Raw genomic sequence first — 16,329 nt, 5'->3', positions numbered from 1 at the left:
GCGCGCAGAACAGACTGTTCTCAGTCGAACATTCCGGTCGACATATACCGCTCGCCGCTGTCCCAGTAGACTGTGACCACGAGTGGGTCGTCGACGCCGTCCGCGACGAGTTGCTCGGCTACCTCGCGCGCGGCGAGGTTCGACGCACCCGAGGATTGGCCGACGAGGATACCCTCATCGTGGGCGAGTCGTCGGCACTCGTCTTCTGCATCCGGGAGTTCGACCGTCAGCACGTCGTCCAGCAGATCGGTGTCTAAGTTGTCGCTGACGAAGCCCGGTCCCATTCCCTGGAAGCTATCTTCACCAGTGCCCGGCTCCATCCCCGAGAGGACGGCGTTGTCCGCGGGTTCGACCGCGACGATATCCATCTCGGGGTACGCTTCCCGTAGCCGACGGCCGGTACCGGTGAGTGTGCCGCCGGTTCCGACGCCCGCAACCAGCGCATCGACAGTCCGGTCGCCCACCTGTTCGAGTATTTCCTCGCCCGTCGTCTCGTAGTGCGCCGTCGGATTCGCCGGGTTTTCGAACTGCCGTAACTGGACGTGGTCGTCGCGGTCGCACAGTTCGTCCGCACGCTCTTTCGCGTCGGAGATGTCGCCCTCGACCAGTTCGATCTCCGCGCCGTAGGCTTTCATTATCTGGCGGCGCTCCGGTGACTTCGAGGACGGCATCACCAGCACCACGTCGTAGCCTTTGGTCGCGCCAACCATCGCCATCCCGATGCCGGTGTTGCCACTCGTCGGTTCGACCAGCGTATCACCCGGTTCGAGTGTGCCGTTTCGCTCGGCGTCGCCGATCATGTACTTCGCCGGCCGGTCCTTCGCGGACCCGCCTGGGTTGAACGACTCGATCTTCGCTGCAACGGTTGCACCCTCCGGTGCGTGAACCGAGACCAGCGGGGACCCGATTGTATCGAGAATAGAGTCTTCCATCGCCGCCGGCTACGCGGCCCCGACTTAAACGCCTACTGAAGGTCTCAAACGGTTCGTGGACTTCCAAGACACGGCAGCGCTTTCCGGCGTCGACACCCCCTTCACCTGAACAGGTTTATGTCGTCGACCGGCAGCACCGAGTAATCGACTGACAGCGTGTCTTTCGTAGCTCGGACTTTGCCCACGAACGCGGAAATGTCATCTAGCTGTCCCTCCAGCACGAATAGTTCCATACAGTACCGGTCGCCGACGTGACTGTGGAAGTTCGACGCAACAATGGACTCGTGGTCGTGACGGAGATGCATCATTTTCTCCTCGACGGTTGTCGTCTCGTAGTCGAACAACACAGTGACGATCGCCATCAGTTCGCGGTCCTCCAGCCGCTTGTCCTCGAACTCCCCCATCAGATTCCTGACCGCTTCCCGAACAACCTCGCTGCGACCCGTGTACCCGTGTTCGTCGGCGAACGTGTCGATTCGCTCCTCCAGTTCGTCCGGCATCGAGATACTAACAACGCCCATGTATTAACTCGGCTCCGTTGGAGTATTAATAGTTCATATCCGCTCGCACAGACTGGAATCACTCCGGATAGCGCTGCCGCTAGCTCGTATCTTGTAAACGACTGGCTTGCTGTGCTGATAGCCCTCACTTTGTATAAATACGGAAAGCCCACTCGGGAGAGATGATTCTCCTGAGTGGGCTATGAAAGGTATGAATGGTGGCGGCGAACCGGATTTCCCAGAGGCTCGCGCACTCCAGTACTCCCCGGAACGCTGGTGGGCTTATCTTCCGTGTTCGGGATGGGTACGGGAGGCAACCCCACCGCTGTGGCCGCCTAACGTCGAGTCACGGAATCGAACCGCGAGGGTACCAGTCTCGATCGATCTCCACCGTGTGATTACGTGCGATCCAGTTTGCGCCTGGACTCGTTCAGCGACGAGTTAAATCGTCGGTGAATGAGTCACAGTGCGTATGAATGATGGCTTTGGTCTGTTAGTGCTCGTGGGCTTAACGTCTCGTTACCTCGACGCGCACACCCCGAGTCTATCGACCGCGTCTTATACGCGGGACCTCAGCGGTGTCTCTTTTCCAAGTGGGTTTCGAGCTTAGATGCGTTCAGCTCTTACCCCGTGTGGCGTGGCTACCCGGCACGTGCTCTCTCGAACAACCGGTACACCAGTGGCCACCAACCGTAGTTCCTCTCGTACTATACGGTCGTTCTTGTCAGACACCATAACACACCCAGTAGATAGCAGCCGACCTGTCTCACGACGGTCTAAACCCAGCTCACGACCTCCTTTAATAGGCGAACAACCTCACCCTTGCCCGCTTCTGCACGGGCAGGATGGAGGGAACCGACATCGAGGTAGCAAGCCACTCGGTCGATATGTGCTCTTGCGAGTGACGACTCTGTTATCCCTAGGGTAGCTTTTCTGTCATCAATTGCCCGCATCAAGCAGGCTAATTGGTTCGCTAGACCACGCTTTCGCGTCAGCGTTCCTCGTTGGGAAGAACACTGTCAAGCTATCTTTTGCTCTTGCACTCTTCGCCGGGTCTCTGTCCCGGCTGAGATAGCCATAGGGCGCGCTCGATATCTTTTCGAGCGCGTACCGCCCCAGTCAAACTGCCCGGCTATCGGTGTCCTCCTCCCGGAGTGAGAGTCGCAGTCACCGACGGGTAGTATTTCACTGTTGACTCGGTGGCCCGCTAGCGCGGGTACCTGTGTAATGTCTCCTACCTATGCTGCACATCGGCGACCACGTCTCAGCGACAGCCTGCAGTAAAGCTCCATAGGGTCTTCGCTTCCCCCTGGGTGTCTCCAGACTCCGCACTGGAATGTACAGTTCACCGGGCCCAACGTTGGGACAGTGAAGCTCTGGTTAATCCATTCATGCAAGCCGCTACTGATGCGGCAAGGTACTACGCTACCTTAAGAGGGTCATAGTTACCCCCGCCGTTGACAGGTCCTTCGTCCTCTTGTACGAGGTGTTCAGATACCTGCACTGGGCAGGATTCAGTGACCGTACGAGTCCTTGCGGATTTGCGGTCACCTATGTTGTTACTAGACAGTCCGAGCTTCCGAGTCACTGCGACCTGCTCCGTTCCGGAGCAGGCATCCCTTCTTCCGAAGGTACGGGACTAACTTGCCGAATTCCCTAACGTTGGTTGCTCCCGACAGGCCTTGGCTTTCGCCGCCATGGACACCTGTGTCGGTTCTCGGTACGGACACTATGCTCGTCTTTTCATGGGCCCCAGGTTGAATCACGTTTCCCTATACCGCCGTTCGTCCGCTTCTTGCCATTACGGCTTCCACGGAGTTGGACGGTTCGACCGGGCGAATGCCCGGTGTGATCGACCCCAGGGCGTCAACTTTCACTGCATAGTGGCACGGGAATATTAACCCGTTTCCCATTTCGTCATAGTCGAGTTGCGGTATGACTTAGGACCGGCTAACCCTCAGCTGATCAGCAGTGCTGAGGAACCCTTATCCATTAGGCCGTCGGGGTTCTCACCCGACTATCGCTGCTACTATGGCCAGGATTTTCGTCACTAATCGGTCCACAGGAGCTCTCGCCCCTGCTTCCATCCAATTAGAGCGCCAATCTACTCGATTACCAGTATGAGTGGTACGGACAGGTCTCGGTGGTGGATTTGAGTCCCGATCATTTTGGGCGCCTCAAACCTCGGCCGGTAAGCTGTTACGCTTTTCTTAGAGGGTAGCTGCTTCTAAGCTCACCTCCCGGCTGTCTAGGGCTCGAGACCACCTTCAGAGGATTACACTTAATCCACACTTGGGGACCTTAACCTATCTCTGGGTTGTTCCCCTCCTGGTACACAGGCTTACCCCGCGCACCGGAATCCCCGCGTCAAACAGCGTCTGTAGGTTTGGAGTTTGACAGGTGTGCCGACTCCTCTCGGAGGCGGACACACCAATCGGTCGCTCTACCCCACAGACTACCTCGGCGGAGGTCATGCTTCGACATGTTTCGATTGGAACCAGCTGTTGCCGGACTCGATGGGCCTTTCACCCCTACACATAGATCACGAGAGGGTATTGTAGGACACCAACTCTAACAGACTTCCACGTGCCTTTCGGCACGCTTCATCTTGTCCATGCGTAGATCGTCCGGATTCGGGTCGTGTCCGTGTGGCTCCCCGCCCTTGAAGACGGCGGCCCTCGGGCAAAGCCCTGCGGCCATGTCGGTTTCCCTGTGCCTCCCCGGATGCTCCGGTTAGACTTGCCATACAGACACACTCCCTGGCTCGTTTTTCAAAACGTACGACAGAACATCGGCTTCCCGTGAGTCTTACTGGAGACTCGCGTCTCGGTCATTCGTCATGGGACCTTGTATGCCCTGTCGCTCGATCGCCAACTGATTTCATGCTCTATTTCGCCTCCCTTCTGAGGGTACTTTGCAGCGTTCGTTCACACTACTTGTTCACTATCGGTCTCAGGTTGTGTTTAGCCTTCGCAGTCGATGCCTGCGTTATTCGCGAGGGATATCCAACCCCCGCTACTCTGGCACTACCGCACGTCGTACTGGTCTCGAGTACGGGGCTGTCACCCTGTATCACGCTCTATTCCAAGAGACTTCGTCGAGATGGTCGGACGATGAGAGGTAGCCCTGACACCACATTGCCCGTGAGGGCTTCGGTTTGGGCTGTATCGCGTTCACTCGCGGTTACTGACGACATCACATTGCGTTTTCTGTTCCTCCCGATACTGAGATGTTTCAGTTCTCGGGGTTCCTCATTGCGCGAAGCAATTGTTAGAGAGATTCTCATTCGGAAATCTGTGGTTCTTCGCCTCCGTGCGGCTCCCCACAGCTTATCGCAGCTTGGCACGTCCTTCATCAGCGCCTGAGCCGAGCAATCCACCAGCTGGCATAGTAGCCAACGTCGTTGTGACTCGTTCAACTGAACGAGTCCAGTGGACGCCTGGATCGCACGTACACACGGTTTCATATTCGCCCCCAAGGTGGAGATGGTGGGCGAATCGACCCTTCCCAGGCTCGGTTTCACCCGGCCTGGTGCATCTGTCGTCGTATCACATCCGAGCGCCGTCCCACACTTAAGGGGCACGGTTCGGAGCGATACGAAGTACGGACCCGTCGGGAGTTGCACCCGACATCCCCGTGAAGGGATATCCGCCTCGGATAGGTCTTTGTGAGCCCAGCGGGCCCATGCAGTAGTCGGCGCTTACCGACTCGTGGTGACTTGTGGTCACCAGTCAATGTAGGTGGGTCAGGGCAGAGCCCTGATCCCGGTCAGTAGGAGGTGATCCAGCCGCAGATTCCTCTACGGCTACCTTGTTACGACTTAAGCCCCCTTGCGGAGCCCAGATTCGACCGTCGCATGACGGCCTCATCCGGACCCCACTCGGGTGCTTTGACGGGCGGTGTGTGCAAGGAGCAGGGACGTATTCACCGCGCGCTTCTGACACGCGATTACTACCGAATCCAGCTTCATGCGGGCGGGTTTCAGCCCGCAATCCGAACTACGACTCCGTTTGGAGATTAGCTTCGCCTCTCGGCGTTGCATCCCACTGTCAGAGCCATTGTAGCCCGCGTGTTGCCCGGTCCATTCGGGGCATACTGACCTACCGTTGCCCATTCCTTCCTCCATTTTAGCAATGGCAGTCCTCCTAGTGTACCCAACCACCGCAGGGGTGTTGCTGGCAACTAGAAGTGTGGGTCTCGCTCGTTGCCTGACTTAACAGGACGCCTCACGGTACGAGCTGACGGCGGCCATGCACCTCCTCTCAGTAGCGTCGAGTAAAGTCGTCAACCTGACTGTCATTACTACTGTCGGGACCGGTGAGATGTCCGGCGTTGAGTCCAATTAAACCGCAGGCTCCTCCGGTTGTGGTGCTCCCCCGCCAATTCCTTTAAGTTTCATCCTTGCGGACGTACTTCCCAGGCGGCTCGCTTATCGTCTTCACTACGGCACATCACGTGCTCATGGCGCGTGACATACCTAGCGAGCATTGTTTACAGCCAGGACTACCCGGGTATCTAATCCGGTTCGAGACCCTGGCTTTCGTCCCTCACTGTCGGGTCCGGTCTCTCAACGTGGTTTCCCCATTGGTGGTCCGTCCAGGATTACAGGATTTCACTCCTACCCCGGACGTACCCGTTGAGTCTCTCGGCCCCAAGCTGTGTAGTTTCCACCGGACGCCGACCAGTTGAGCTGGTCGATTTCCCAATGGACTTACACAGCAAGCTACGGACGCTTTAGGCCCAATAATATCGGCCATCACTTGGACTGCCGGTATTACCGCGGCGGCTGGCACCGGTCTTGCCCAGTCCTTGTTCCTGTACCACCTTACGGTACAGAAAAGCGAGGGCTATATGCCCTCACACTCGGAGTCCCCCTATCGCACTGTCGTGCAGTGTAAAGGTTTCGCGCCTGCTGCGCCCCGTAGGGCCCGGTATCTTGTCTCAGATACCGTCTCCAGGCTCTTGCTCTCACAACCTGTACCGATTATCGGCATGGTGGGCCGTTACCCCACCATCTACCTAATCGGCCGCAGCCACATCCTACAGCGCCGGAACGTTTCCAACTCTCGGCACTCCAGCATGAGAGTTGTATCCGCTATTGGCCTCAGTTTCCCGAGGTTATTGCGGTCTGTAGGGTAGTTTGGCCACGTGTTACTGAGCTATATGCTACGAGTCTAAACTCGTGCAACTAGCATGGCTAAATCGGACTCCGATAGCAATGGCCTCCGGCAGGATCAACCGGAATGTGCTGATATACATCAGCGGCGGAAGTGGTTGCACTCCGTCGGAAGCTAACACATTGGTTCCTACGCCAATGTTGACTACTGCATGGGTCCGTGGGCTCACATCAGATTCCATCTTAACGGCGGACCGCAGGGGTGGAATCCTCATGGGATGAGACCTCGCCGACCCCAGAAGGGAAGGCGAGAGTCTCTCGTGGCTCGGGCCGACCCAGGTGGCCGGCCGAGCATGTCGACCCGGGCTCGCTGCCCGGTGCGACCTTCGCATTAGTTCAGAAGACGGGGGAACATATAAATGAATCGTCTCACGCCCGCCCTGTGTAGAACACACACGACGCATACGTAACGTGATGGCGTGACACGCATAACCGCAAGACTGCATCCGGGTGTCGGTGGTCCAACGTGTATTCGTTCTCTGATTCTGACATGGGATGCAGTGACCGAGTTCCAGCCAGCCATTATATATCAATTGGGAGTGGTAGGTACTCGACGGTAGACAACCGTAGTGCACCGGGAGCTAAGACGGAGCAAGGGTCAAGACACTCAATAAGCAAGCAGTCAGCCCAGGGACAATCGCTGGTTACAGCAGAGAAATATCTCACCGTCGTCGTGAACCAGGACGCGGTACAGTGGTAAAATTAGGCGGTCAGCGAGTCGATGTGGCCTTCGGCACGGAGCTGGTCAGCGTCTTGCCCCTTGTAGCGCCATTCGATGTTGGCCTTCTCGTCTTGCCAGTCCCACGGTTCGGCGAGAACGATGTCGTCCTCGTTAATCCAGGTTCGGAACTTCATCCGGCCCGGGATCCGGCCGAGTCGGGTTTCGCCGTCCTCACAGCGAATGCGGACGTGGTTCCCGCCAAGGTGCTCTGTTACCACTGCAAACATCTCGTCGTTTGTAGGCATGCGGAGATTCCGCCGCCCTGAATCGTCGCTCACAGTATAAATACGATGGCCTCCCGTATAAGTCGTTTGAGAGGCGAGATAGCGTGTACCATGCGGCCGACATAGTGGCCGTGCCACGGTAGGAACTGGCCGATAGCTACTGAGAATAGTGAAACGGTGAGAACGAACTGACGACAGTACGTCGATTCAGTCGGCAGTCAGCGCCTGTGGTTCGTCGGCTTCCTCGGCCATTGCATCCGTCAGTCCGGAAGCGAGCGCAAACACTGCTTCCTTGTGGTCTGTCTTCGATTTGTGGATCGATGTCGGTTTGACACCGAGGTCGGCGTACAGATCGTGCTCAACGCTCGTGTCCGCTTCGTGCTCGTAGTGGTGTTGTACCTGCGCGAGAAGACTGTGAAGGTGAATGAGTTCTTGCTTCTTCATTAGTATCCAATCTTATGGAGTGGAGGGTAATAGTACTACCTTGCCAACGACTCACATGTGGGTGTCGTTCGGATGCAGCTCTTAGCAATCTTAGATGTAAATAGAGAGCCGCTTACCGCCGTATAACCGATTGTACTACGATTATCGCCTGCGGATCATAATATTCTGTTTTCCACCCCGAATATCGAACGAAACGGAGAATTACCACTATGTGAAAGCTCTGTCATTAACGGCTAAAGAGAACTGGGTGGCTACTGACCTGCGAAGCGCTCTCAATCATGAAAAACCACAACAATATATTAGTTATCGAACACTTCATGACTGCTGAGCACGTACCGATGGTCGTAATGAACTGGAAGCACCCACGAGACAAGACTGCGGCTATGGCGAAACAAGAAGAAGCAAACAGCGGGACGGAGTGGTCATTCATCGCAGCGCTGATGACTGCTGCATAACGGTTTTCTCACCGTCCAGAACGGAGTCCTACAGCGACGGGTCTATGCACCGCAGACAGAGGCCGTTAGGTGACAGTACGGATATCGACCGTCGTATTGTGGACGACAGCGCGGCTGATACCAGTACACTGGTACGTGTGTGGTTCCGAGTGGCCGGACCAGTTCGACAGTTCCTGCTCGAACAGACGGTGCCATGCATCCGGGTACGCAGTCTCCGAGACGTTGATCGAGACGGTTGTAGCAGATGGCTGCTTACCGGCCTGTGGCGAAACAAGCGTTTTGTTCTGGACGGTCGTCTCGATTGTGACACGACTCGACGCGGAGAAATCGGTCTGTCCGTCAAGCGAAAGGACGGAGAGGTATGCACTGCCGCTATCAGGGGTACACCGGAAACTAGGTTTCCGTGAGACGACCAGGCCCTCCTGCTGGACCCGATACACTGCACCGCTGGTGTAGACGATATCAGTCCCCGAGTCAGTCTCTCGGATGAACGCTCCGGTCGAGATATCTGTTGACCGTCCATCGACAGTTACGTTCAGCGTTGACGACCGAATGGAGAGGCCGTGACCCTGGAGCTTCATACTCGTGGTCCGTCGTGGGGCGCCGCCCTCGATGTGGTCGTCCGTAGTCTCTGCGAACCCGATCATCGACGTTTCGGCGACATCAGTTGTCGCCCCCTGTTGAATAGCGTCGAACGCCCCTAGTCCACCGAGCGTCACCAGCGCGATGCCAGTGATGATGATGCTGAACGTGAGCGTAAACGCGAGCAGATCGGACACACCACGGTTGTGACCGCCTTGTCCTGACGGTGGCGAGATCATCCGCGTGTCACCTCCATACAGTCGGCCGTCGCATTGTACGAGACAGCTAGCGGTCCACTGGAGACGACAGATGGGCAGACATTCGTTTCATTTTCGAATCGGACGACAGCGTACCGGTTCAGTCCTGATGCATTCACGTACACGCTCGTGCGTGAGGTATCCGGAGAGACCTCGACATTGTACGACTGGTCAGCGATCCGCTCGGGATACGTCGCACGAAACGACACTGTCGAATTGAGTGACTCAGTGTCGAACGCATCCAAGCGAATCAGGTCGCGCGCGATACCATCGCCGACGTTCTCCAGCGCTTCCTCTGTCACGCGCTCACGCTGTGAATCGACCATCTGGCTCCCACCGATGAGAAGGCCGGTCACCAGCAGCGACGTGATGCCGATAGTGAGCGCCTGCGTGACCGCGGGCGAGACGCCGCGGCTGTCAGACAGGAGACGGTCGAGGCTCATCCGTCGTCCACCTCCACCAGAACTGTTCGGTTGTAGCTCGCAGATGGTGTGTCGTAGGTCACGTCTATGGCAGGGACGACGGGATACGGCGCGGTATCTCCGGAACCATAGTTCGTGCTCGGGAAGGTGCCGATGGCCGCGAATCGATACCTGACATCTGATTTGGCGCCGTGTTTGATTGTGACGTTGTAGGGTCCCTCAAGTTCGCTGGTGAAAGTTGGGTACGTTCCAGTTGTACCGTTAATCACACATGTTCCGGCCAGCAAATCGACGTAGGCGGTGCCCTTATTTGAGCACTGTGAGACACCGTTAACTAGTATCTCTTTCTGTTTTCCCGGCGGTGTTCCGTCAAGTGTCATTGTCCATCGATCCGTCGTATTTTCGACGACGATGGTAGTCGGATTCCCAACGCCATTGAGGTCAGCATAGGTAACATTGAACACCGCTACACGAGTACTATCGTTTACTAAGTCCCACTTGCTTCCACCACCACCACTCGGCTTCTTGAACTTCTCTGCGGGGGTAGCAGTCTGATTTACCTCGGTGCCGAGCGACGCAGTTTCGTTCAGCTTTGCGTTCAGATAGACCCCACCGCTGCCTCCAACGACACGGTTGTGTGTCCGCGTGTAGTTCTGAAGCGCGTCCTCGTATCGTGCCTCGAATCCGTCGAGGTCATCGCCCCGCGTTTGGGCCGCGAGTCGTCCAAAATCCCGCTCAACGGAGGCTTCTCGGTCAGCTGACCGCTCGATAGTGTTTGCACTTCCAGTGGTCGTGATACCGTCAGTGACAGCGAGACTGTGGGCAAACAGTATTGTACTGAACACGACGATAGCGATGGCAATGCCACCAACCAACAGCAGTTGTCCGCGCTCGTTGGCTACCATACGACCAGACGCACCTCCACGACGTTGTAGACGATAGAGTCGGGCTCTGCATCGGGAGCGAAATACCCGCTGACGGTCGAGAGAGACGGGCCGGTGCCGCTGCAGTCGCCGATTCGGGTGGGCATATCGTCAGTCAGCGTCACCGTTTCGGTTGCGACAGCTGCATCAGCCGGCCGCTTAGCGACGTTCTCGTCTGATTCCTGCGAGGCGAGGATTGTCTGGCGCGCGCCTGAGTCCGAGTAACTGAAGTAGAGATTGTACTGTTCTCCCTGCCGGTCGAAAGTCCGGTTCAACATCAGCTCGAACTCGGTTGAGCTGCCCGTCTGGTTGCCGTTGAGTGTCGGTGTTCCGACGCTGTAACACGCCGTTGCGTTGTGCAGCGCCCCGGTTTCTGCCGCCAGTGATAGCGTGTCGCTCGCGCGGGTTTCCAGTGCCGCGGTCCGCTGCTGGGCGCCGGTCTGGAACGGACCGGTGTCGACTGCCGACAGGCCGTAGACGGTCGCTGTCACAACGACGATAGCCGCGAGAACACCTTCTAGCGTGTAGGCTTGGCCACGCATCGTTACCACACCCTCACGATGAGCCAGCAGACTGGATCGCACTGGCCGGTTGCGTTGGTCAGTTTCACCACGCGGGAGGTCGTTGCGATGTTGTTTCTATCGGCGGCATCAGGCCCCCATGCGAGCCGCTGGCCGTGATCATCAACTGCTGGGTCCCGTGTGCCTGCTTCGAGCGATGACGCGTTGACGACGGTTACATTGAGTGATGCGTTTGTCCGGCGTTGGGTTGCGGTGTTGAGGCCGGCGTTCGATTTTAAGCCATCAAGCACAAGCGTGCCGGGGGGATTGGCTTCGTCCTTGTTGAGGGACTCGCTGATCCCACCGCTCGTGTTGTAGCGAATGAGGTTCCGCGTCCCCTCAACCGAGTGGTTTTCCACAAGGTACGTTGCTGCCCTGTCCGCAATTGGTTGGTTACGCTGTACATCTGGGGATTCGTACACGCCGATCGCACTACCTTGTACGAAGGCCAATACCCCGATTATCGTCACGAGCAGGACGCTCACCCCTACGGCGAAGTCCTGCGGTGTTTGTGCTCTTGTATCCATATCCCACACACCCTGTTTGTTATCTGATACGTCCGCCATCGAGCCGCCAAAGGGGCAGCTATCCCACGGCGATCCACACCACCAGTGCAATCGTCGACAGGACGACTGCGAATTTTACGCCTGCGACAAGTTTCACTTCCCGAATATAGCCGGCGATAAACGACGACAGCAGGGCCTGTAGCGTCACTGCATGGAAGAACAGCATCGACAGTAGTTCCGTGTCGACGCTGCCACCGAAGCCGCCGCCGGGCGCGCTCGAACTACTTGACCCGGAGGCCTGCGTCGCCAGTCCCGACATCACATCGAGGAACTGTGTCTTCAGCAACGCCATCACGCCGAGCAACGTCAGGTACGTCATCAGGATGATGACCGTCTGCATCCGCGTCCGGGATTTTCGTTCGCGTTCGATGTCGTCTTGATTCTCCGAGGCCTGGGCAGCCGTCGAGAGCACGTCCTGAATCTGGCTGGAGGCTTCCTGTGCCTCTGCGATGAGCTTGACTGTCCGTGCCAGTCGTGGGACGTTGTACTTGTTGTTGAATTCTCGGAGCGCGTCTTTCAGGCTCGTGCCGTAGTTGACCTTTGCGTGGATGGTCTCGAACTCCTCAGAGAGCTTTCCGGAGGACGTCTCGGAGACCACCTTGACCGACTCTAGCAACGTCATCCCGGTGTCGTTGGCTGATGCGAGCTTCCGGAGGTTTTCGGAAAGTTTACCGATGATTGCCTTCCGAGAGCGCTGGTTCCACTCGTAGAAGATCATCAGCGGGATGAAGTTGAGGTACATCGGGACGTACACCCAGAAGAACGTCGAGCGAACCGGGACAGCGATCATCCCGTCCAGCGATAACGGGGCCCAGCCGATGACGATAGCTGCGACGACGGCAAGGATTGACAGCGGCACCGTCAGCCACAGCACCAACAGCGGATGGTCACGGAAGAACAGGTCAGGCCGCGTGAGGATAGCGAGGAGTTCGTGGGTCCCCTCCCGACTCTTGATCCGGTCGAAGACGCTGTAGGTCCCTGTGTAGCTCTCGATGAGCCCGAGGTTGAACACGCCGACACCTTCGTCGACGACGAGTTCCTTCTCGCCAGGGCTCGAACGCAAATAGCCGTCCCCGATAGAGTCCTGCGTGACAGTCGAGACGAGGACCAGAAAGCCCAGACCTGTCAGGGGAATTAGCCCGTACACGGTCCCGTAAATGAGGGATTTCTGGGCGTTGCCCATCATCGACATGATGACCAGAATGATGATGAGAAGCAGTGGGAACAGCGAGAGCGTCATGTACATCTCGCCGAACAGTTCCAGCGTCTCCAGCATCTTCTCCTGTTCCTGCCGGGCGGTTCGCATGTGCTTTTCCTTCTGGTCTTCGAGGAAAGAGGTCATGTCCCCGCCGGAGTTAATGATAGAGAGCATATCCGTCAGGAACTGGGACAGTTCGTCCGACGGGGTTTGCAGCGCCTGGTTCCGGACAGCGGTCCGGTAATCAGTATCGAAATACTCCGTCTCCAGCACGATGGACTGGAACTCCTTTGCGACCTCACCGTACGTGTCTTCGGCCTTTCCCATCGACTGCAGGATTTCGAGTTGGTTGAGCCCGCCCACGGATAGCGCGTACATGAACGAGATTGAATCGGACAATAGGACGTTGATTTCGCGCTCGCGCGCGCTCGCGCGGAAGTACGGAATCGATACCAGCGACCCGAACCCGATACCGAACCCGATGGCGCCGAAGACGAAGCCGGTCACGATGACGAGGAAGGGGAGCTTCAGCACAGCTAGAATCTCTGAGACGCTCTCGGACACTGGAATCCCGATGAGTGTCGGCGCTTCCCCACCGGCAAACAGCAACTGGACCAGTAGATAGCCGAGGAACGTGCCGACGAGCCACAGCGCAAGTCCCGCGATGACACCGACTGCGAGTGCGCGTGCGAGGAACATCTCGACGTTGTCGGCCATCCGGGCCTCCGCGAGTTTGTTCTCGACGCTGTTGACGAAGTCTCCCTCGTCGTCGAACACCATCTGGTACGCCGGGTAGAACGTGTCACCGAGCGCACCGCCGCTGCCCACCTGTTGCTGACTCGGTGTGTCGAGGCTCATTCGCTATCTGCCTCCGCTCCGGCCTTCGGAACGAACTGGCCGAAGTCGATGCTGTCTTCGTCAGCGGTCTCCTCGGAATCGTCCATCAGCGCTGAGACGATATCCGGCGTTTCGCGGCTCTTGTAGGTGTTGAACAGCGGCTGTGCGTTGTCAAGCACCTGCTTGGTCTCCTCGACCATTTCCGGCGGCGCGTCCGGCCGGGGCACCATCTCCTCTTTCTCCGGGTCGATATCGATCTTGACAGATTCCATCTCCCGGAGGTCCTCAAGTGACAGTTCGAGTTGATCGTTGGCGATGAGCGTGAGAATGGTGTCGGGGTCGTTGATGAACGCCTGAATGGTCGCCGCGACCTGCGTGTAGGTGTTCAGCCCCTTCTCGATGAGGTACGCGAGGACGACCTTGCGCTTGAACAGTTCCTCGTCGAGTTTATCCTGGGTCCACCCACGGTCGAACTTGATCTCTTCGAGCGTGTTCGAGTTCCCCATCTGGATGTACTCGTCCGTCTCGGCGCGCCACTCGTACACGTCCCGGACGTTGATCTCGTCGTTCTCGGCGGAGTACTCGTTGATTTCGGTCAGGGACTTGTTCCGGCGGACCTTGTTGCCGTCGACCCGGGTCTGGGTCTGAATCGACACGAGGTCCAGCGCCGTAAACAGCGTCTTCGAGACGTTGATGGGTTCGGTCGTGAACCGCTTGATGACCTCGCCGACGGAGTCGGCGTGGAACGTGGTGTAGGTGGTGTGGCCGGTCGACATGACCTGGAACAGCGTCCGCCCTTCCTCACCACGGATCTCACCCATGACGATGTAGTCCGGGCGCTGACGGAGTGCGGCCTCCAGCAGGTCGAACTCGTCGACGTCGCCCTTGTCGTCCTCGCCGAAGGAGGGGCGCGTGACGCTTGCCACCCAGTTCCGCTGTGGCAGTTCGACCTCACGCGTGTCCTCGATAGAGACGATCTTGGAGTTCGACGGGATGAACAGCGAGACGGCGTTCAGGCTCGTCGTCTTCCCGGAGGCAGTACCGCCGGCGAAGATGAGGCTCTTGTTGTTCTCGATACAGAGCCAGAGGAACGCCATCTCGTCCAGCGAGAAGGTGTTCCAGTTGATGAGGTCGATCGGCGTAAAGGGGACATCCTTGAACTGCCGGATGGTGTAGTTTGTCCCGTGGTCAGACACCTCCCGGCCCAGGGTCAACTGGGCACGTGACCCGTCCGGCAGCGTCGCATCGACCTGTGGCTGGCGCTTCGAGATACCCTTTCCGGACCGCTGGGCAAGTTTCACGACGAAGTCGTCGAGTTCCCCCTCGCCGTGTTCGACGTTCGAGATAATCTGCTCGTAGTCGGTGTGATAGACGAACACCCGGGAGTTGTACCCATCACAGGAGATATCCTCTACGTTGATGTCGTGTTTGACGCCGTCGATGCGGGCGTAGCCAACGAAGTCCCGCTTGAGCATATACAGCAGCTTCTCGACCTGATACTCGTTTAGCTTCGGGTCGTCATCTTGGAGGATAGCCGGTTCGGGACGTGTTGAAATGCCTGAGAGTTGTCCCGCCGTTTCACTTTGTGTTTCCTCGTCCAGCCCGAACAGTTCCTTGACCTGTCCGAGAACGCTCTCTTCACCGCTACTGGAGACCGAGCCGTTGTAGAGGTCGTACCGCGAGAGGAGTTGTTCGGCCTCCCGCTGGATGACCTGTGCTCGGTCGGCGTCGGTCCCCTGAACGATCACATCGTCCTCTGAATACTTGATCGCGGTCTTGAGCTTGCCCGAGAGGAACTCCCGGAGGTCGATCTCGATATCGGTGAGATACGGCTCGATGACGTAGTACTTCTTCTCGTTCTCTTTCCGTGAGTGGAAGATGATGACGCAGGCGTAGGGTTTGTTGACCCAGTACCGTTCCAGTTCGTTGAAATGAGATTTCTTCGACTGGGGAACGGCTTTTTCGAGGTCGTAGCGGTTGACGACGGTCGTGTGGCCGTCCCGTGTCGAGAAGAACTCGTCTTCGTCCAGTTCCGGATTCACGTCGACGGTGTTTTCGTCGACGTACTCGTGCAGTTCACTGGCGATGTCTTCGGCGGCGGACAGCTTGTTTTCCGTGTGTTCGGGGTCGAAGTTCAGATACTCACTTTCGTCGAAAGGGATGACTTCGCCGTCACTGTCACGGGGGAGACTGCCGTCCTTGTAATAGTACTCTTGTTTGAAATGCTCCCACGTGTAGATGTCTTTCGCGACTGGTGTCGTGGTTGGGTCGAGGTACTCTTCGAACGGCGCTTGCAGTGTCTTACCGGCGCTTGCCGCGTCTTCGAGTCGCTGACTGAGTTCTCTCGGCTCGAAGCCGAGGTACACGCTCCGGTCGAACCGCCCCCCATCGTGTACCTCCCGCCGAAGATCGTCCCACGTGTATTCGCCGACTCGTACAGGCTCGTCAGTCAGGTTCCCCCCACCGTTGACCTGATCTGACTCACCTCCCCCAGTATCATCGATAGCCATTGTTATTCATCTCCAGTTAGGC

General features: G+C 57.5%; 12 protein-coding genes and 3 rRNA genes. 1 reads left to right on the top strand and 14 read right to left on the bottom strand.

Annotated elements, in window-relative coordinates; all coding sequences use genetic code 11:
• Positions 1-20: 20 nt before the first annotated feature.
• The 7 genes from AV059_RS14005 to AV059_RS13975 form a co-directional block, all read right to left on the bottom strand.
• Positions 21-932: a PLP-dependent cysteine synthase family protein gene (locus AV059_RS14005; protein ID WP_058995329.1), complete on the bottom strand. Its 912-nt coding sequence runs from the start codon at positions 930-932 to the stop codon at positions 21-23.
• 101 nt (positions 933-1,033) lie between these two features.
• Positions 1,034-1,453 carry a CopG family ribbon-helix-helix protein gene (locus tag AV059_RS14000; protein WP_058995327.1) on the bottom strand — a complete coding sequence of 140 codons (420 nt, stop codon included), beginning with the start codon at positions 1,451-1,453 and terminating at the stop codon, positions 1,034-1,036.
• 195 nt (positions 1,454-1,648) lie between these two features.
• Positions 1,649-1,771, bottom strand: a 5S ribosomal RNA gene (rrf, locus tag AV059_RS13995).
• 134 nt (positions 1,772-1,905) lie between these two features.
• A 23S ribosomal RNA gene (locus AV059_RS13990) occupies positions 1,906-4,836 on the bottom strand.
• A gap of 369 nt (positions 4,837-5,205) precedes the next feature.
• Positions 5,206-6,677: ribosomal RNA gene (locus AV059_RS13985) — 16S ribosomal RNA — on the bottom strand.
• The 16S, 23S and 5S rRNA genes sit together here, the layout of an rRNA operon.
• Before the next feature lie 633 nt (positions 6,678-7,310).
• Positions 7,311-7,607 (bottom strand): translation initiation factor eIF-1A, encoded by a 297-nt coding sequence (locus AV059_RS13980; protein ID WP_044951882.1) that lies wholly within the window; start codon positions 7,605-7,607, stop codon positions 7,311-7,313.
• A gap of 153 nt (positions 7,608-7,760) precedes the next feature.
• Entirely contained in the window at positions 7,761-7,997 is a 237-nt protein-coding gene (locus AV059_RS13975; protein ID WP_004516302.1) for a UPF0058 family protein, read from the bottom strand.
• 317 nt (positions 7,998-8,314) lie between these two features.
• On the opposite strand from AV059_RS13975, the gene AV059_RS22465 reads away from it, so the two are divergent.
• The gene (locus AV059_RS22465) at positions 8,315-8,452 is read left to right on the top strand and encodes a hypothetical protein (RefSeq protein WP_195156696.1); all 138 of its coding nucleotides are present in this window, start codon (positions 8,315-8,317) and stop codon (positions 8,450-8,452) included.
• A 65-nt stretch (positions 8,453-8,517) separates the two neighbouring features.
• Here AV059_RS22465 and AV059_RS13970 read toward each other — a convergent pair whose 3' ends face one another.
• Genes AV059_RS13970 through AV059_RS13940 form a run of 7 tightly spaced genes read right to left on the bottom strand, consistent with a single transcriptional unit; the run spans position 8,518 to position 16,307 of the window.
• Positions 8,518-9,273, bottom strand: coding sequence for a hypothetical protein (locus tag AV059_RS13970; RefSeq protein WP_058995325.1), 756 nt, complete (start codon positions 9,271-9,273; stop codon positions 8,518-8,520).
• Positions 9,270-9,734: a hypothetical protein gene (locus AV059_RS13965; protein ID WP_058995322.1), complete on the bottom strand. Its 465-nt coding sequence runs from the start codon at positions 9,732-9,734 to the stop codon at positions 9,270-9,272. The genes AV059_RS13970 and AV059_RS13965 overlap by 4 nt, the downstream gene beginning before the upstream one ends.
• Positions 9,731-10,618 carry a hypothetical protein gene (locus AV059_RS13960; protein ID WP_058995320.1) on the bottom strand — a complete coding sequence of 296 codons (888 nt, stop codon included), beginning with the start codon at positions 10,616-10,618 and terminating at the stop codon, positions 9,731-9,733. Before AV059_RS13960 ends, AV059_RS13965 begins: the two co-directional genes overlap by 4 nt.
• Positions 10,612-11,178 carry a hypothetical protein gene (locus AV059_RS13955; protein WP_058995318.1) on the bottom strand — a complete coding sequence of 189 codons (567 nt, stop codon included), beginning with the start codon at positions 11,176-11,178 and terminating at the stop codon, positions 10,612-10,614. The genes AV059_RS13960 and AV059_RS13955 overlap by 7 nt, the downstream gene beginning before the upstream one ends.
• Positions 11,179-11,180: 2 nt before the next feature.
• Positions 11,181-11,723, bottom strand: a complete 543-nt coding sequence (locus AV059_RS13950; protein WP_058997609.1) for a hypothetical protein — start codon at positions 11,721-11,723, stop codon at positions 11,181-11,183.
• Between the two features lie 58 nt (positions 11,724-11,781).
• On the bottom strand, positions 11,782-13,818 hold the full coding sequence (locus AV059_RS13945) for a type II secretion system F family protein (protein WP_058995316.1): 2,037 nt from the start codon (positions 13,816-13,818) through the stop codon (positions 11,782-11,784).
• Entirely contained in the window at positions 13,815-16,307 is a 2,493-nt protein-coding gene (locus tag AV059_RS13940; protein WP_058995314.1) for a type II/IV secretion system ATPase subunit, read from the bottom strand. Before AV059_RS13940 ends, AV059_RS13945 begins: the two co-directional genes overlap by 4 nt.
• Positions 16,308-16,329: the final 22 nt, after the last annotated feature.

Origin of the sequence: Haloarcula sp. CBA1127, from assembly GCF_001485575.1 — an archaeon.
Taxonomy (GTDB): domain Archaea; phylum Halobacteriota; class Halobacteria; order Halobacteriales; family Haloarculaceae; genus Haloarcula.
Note: the sequence above shows the minus strand (reverse complement) of the source record. Positions and strands in the feature narration are given on the sequence as shown.

What these genes read in the sequence shown, in the direction of transcription:
- AV059_RS14005 (WP_058995329.1), bottom strand. Translation starts at nt 932, where the DNA reads ATGGAAGACTCTATTCTCGATACAATCGGGTCCCCGCTGGTCTCGGTT.
- AV059_RS14000 (WP_058995327.1), bottom strand. Translation starts at nt 1,453, where the DNA reads ATGGGCGTTGTTAGTATCTCGATGCCGGACGAACTGGAGGAGCGAATC.
- AV059_RS13975 (WP_004516302.1), bottom strand. Translation starts at nt 7,997, where the DNA reads ATGAAGAAGCAAGAACTCATTCACCTTCACAGTCTTCTCGCGCAGGTA.
- AV059_RS22465 (WP_195156696.1), top strand. Translation starts at nt 8,315, where the DNA reads ATGACTGCTGAGCACGTACCGATGGTCGTAATGAACTGGAAGCACCCA.
- AV059_RS13970 (WP_058995325.1), bottom strand. Translation starts at nt 9,273, where the DNA reads ATGATCTCGCCACCGTCAGGACAAGGCGGTCACAACCGTGGTGTGTCC.
- AV059_RS13965 (WP_058995322.1), bottom strand. Translation starts at nt 9,734, where the DNA reads ATGAGCCTCGACCGTCTCCTGTCTGACAGCCGCGGCGTCTCGCCCGCG.
- AV059_RS13960 (WP_058995320.1), bottom strand. Translation starts at nt 10,618, where the DNA reads ATGGTAGCCAACGAGCGCGGACAACTGCTGTTGGTTGGTGGCATTGCC.
- AV059_RS13955 (WP_058995318.1), bottom strand. Translation starts at nt 11,178, where the DNA reads ATGCGTGGCCAAGCCTACACGCTAGAAGGTGTTCTCGCGGCTATCGTC.
- AV059_RS13950 (WP_058997609.1), bottom strand. Translation starts at nt 11,723, where the DNA reads ATGGATACAAGAGCACAAACACCGCAGGACTTCGCCGTAGGGGTGAGC.
- AV059_RS13945 (WP_058995316.1), bottom strand. Translation starts at nt 13,818, where the DNA reads ATGAGCCTCGACACACCGAGTCAGCAACAGGTGGGCAGCGGCGGTGCG.
- AV059_RS13940 (WP_058995314.1), bottom strand. Translation starts at nt 16,307, where the DNA reads ATGGCTATCGATGATACTGGGGGAGGTGAGTCAGATCAGGTCAACGGT.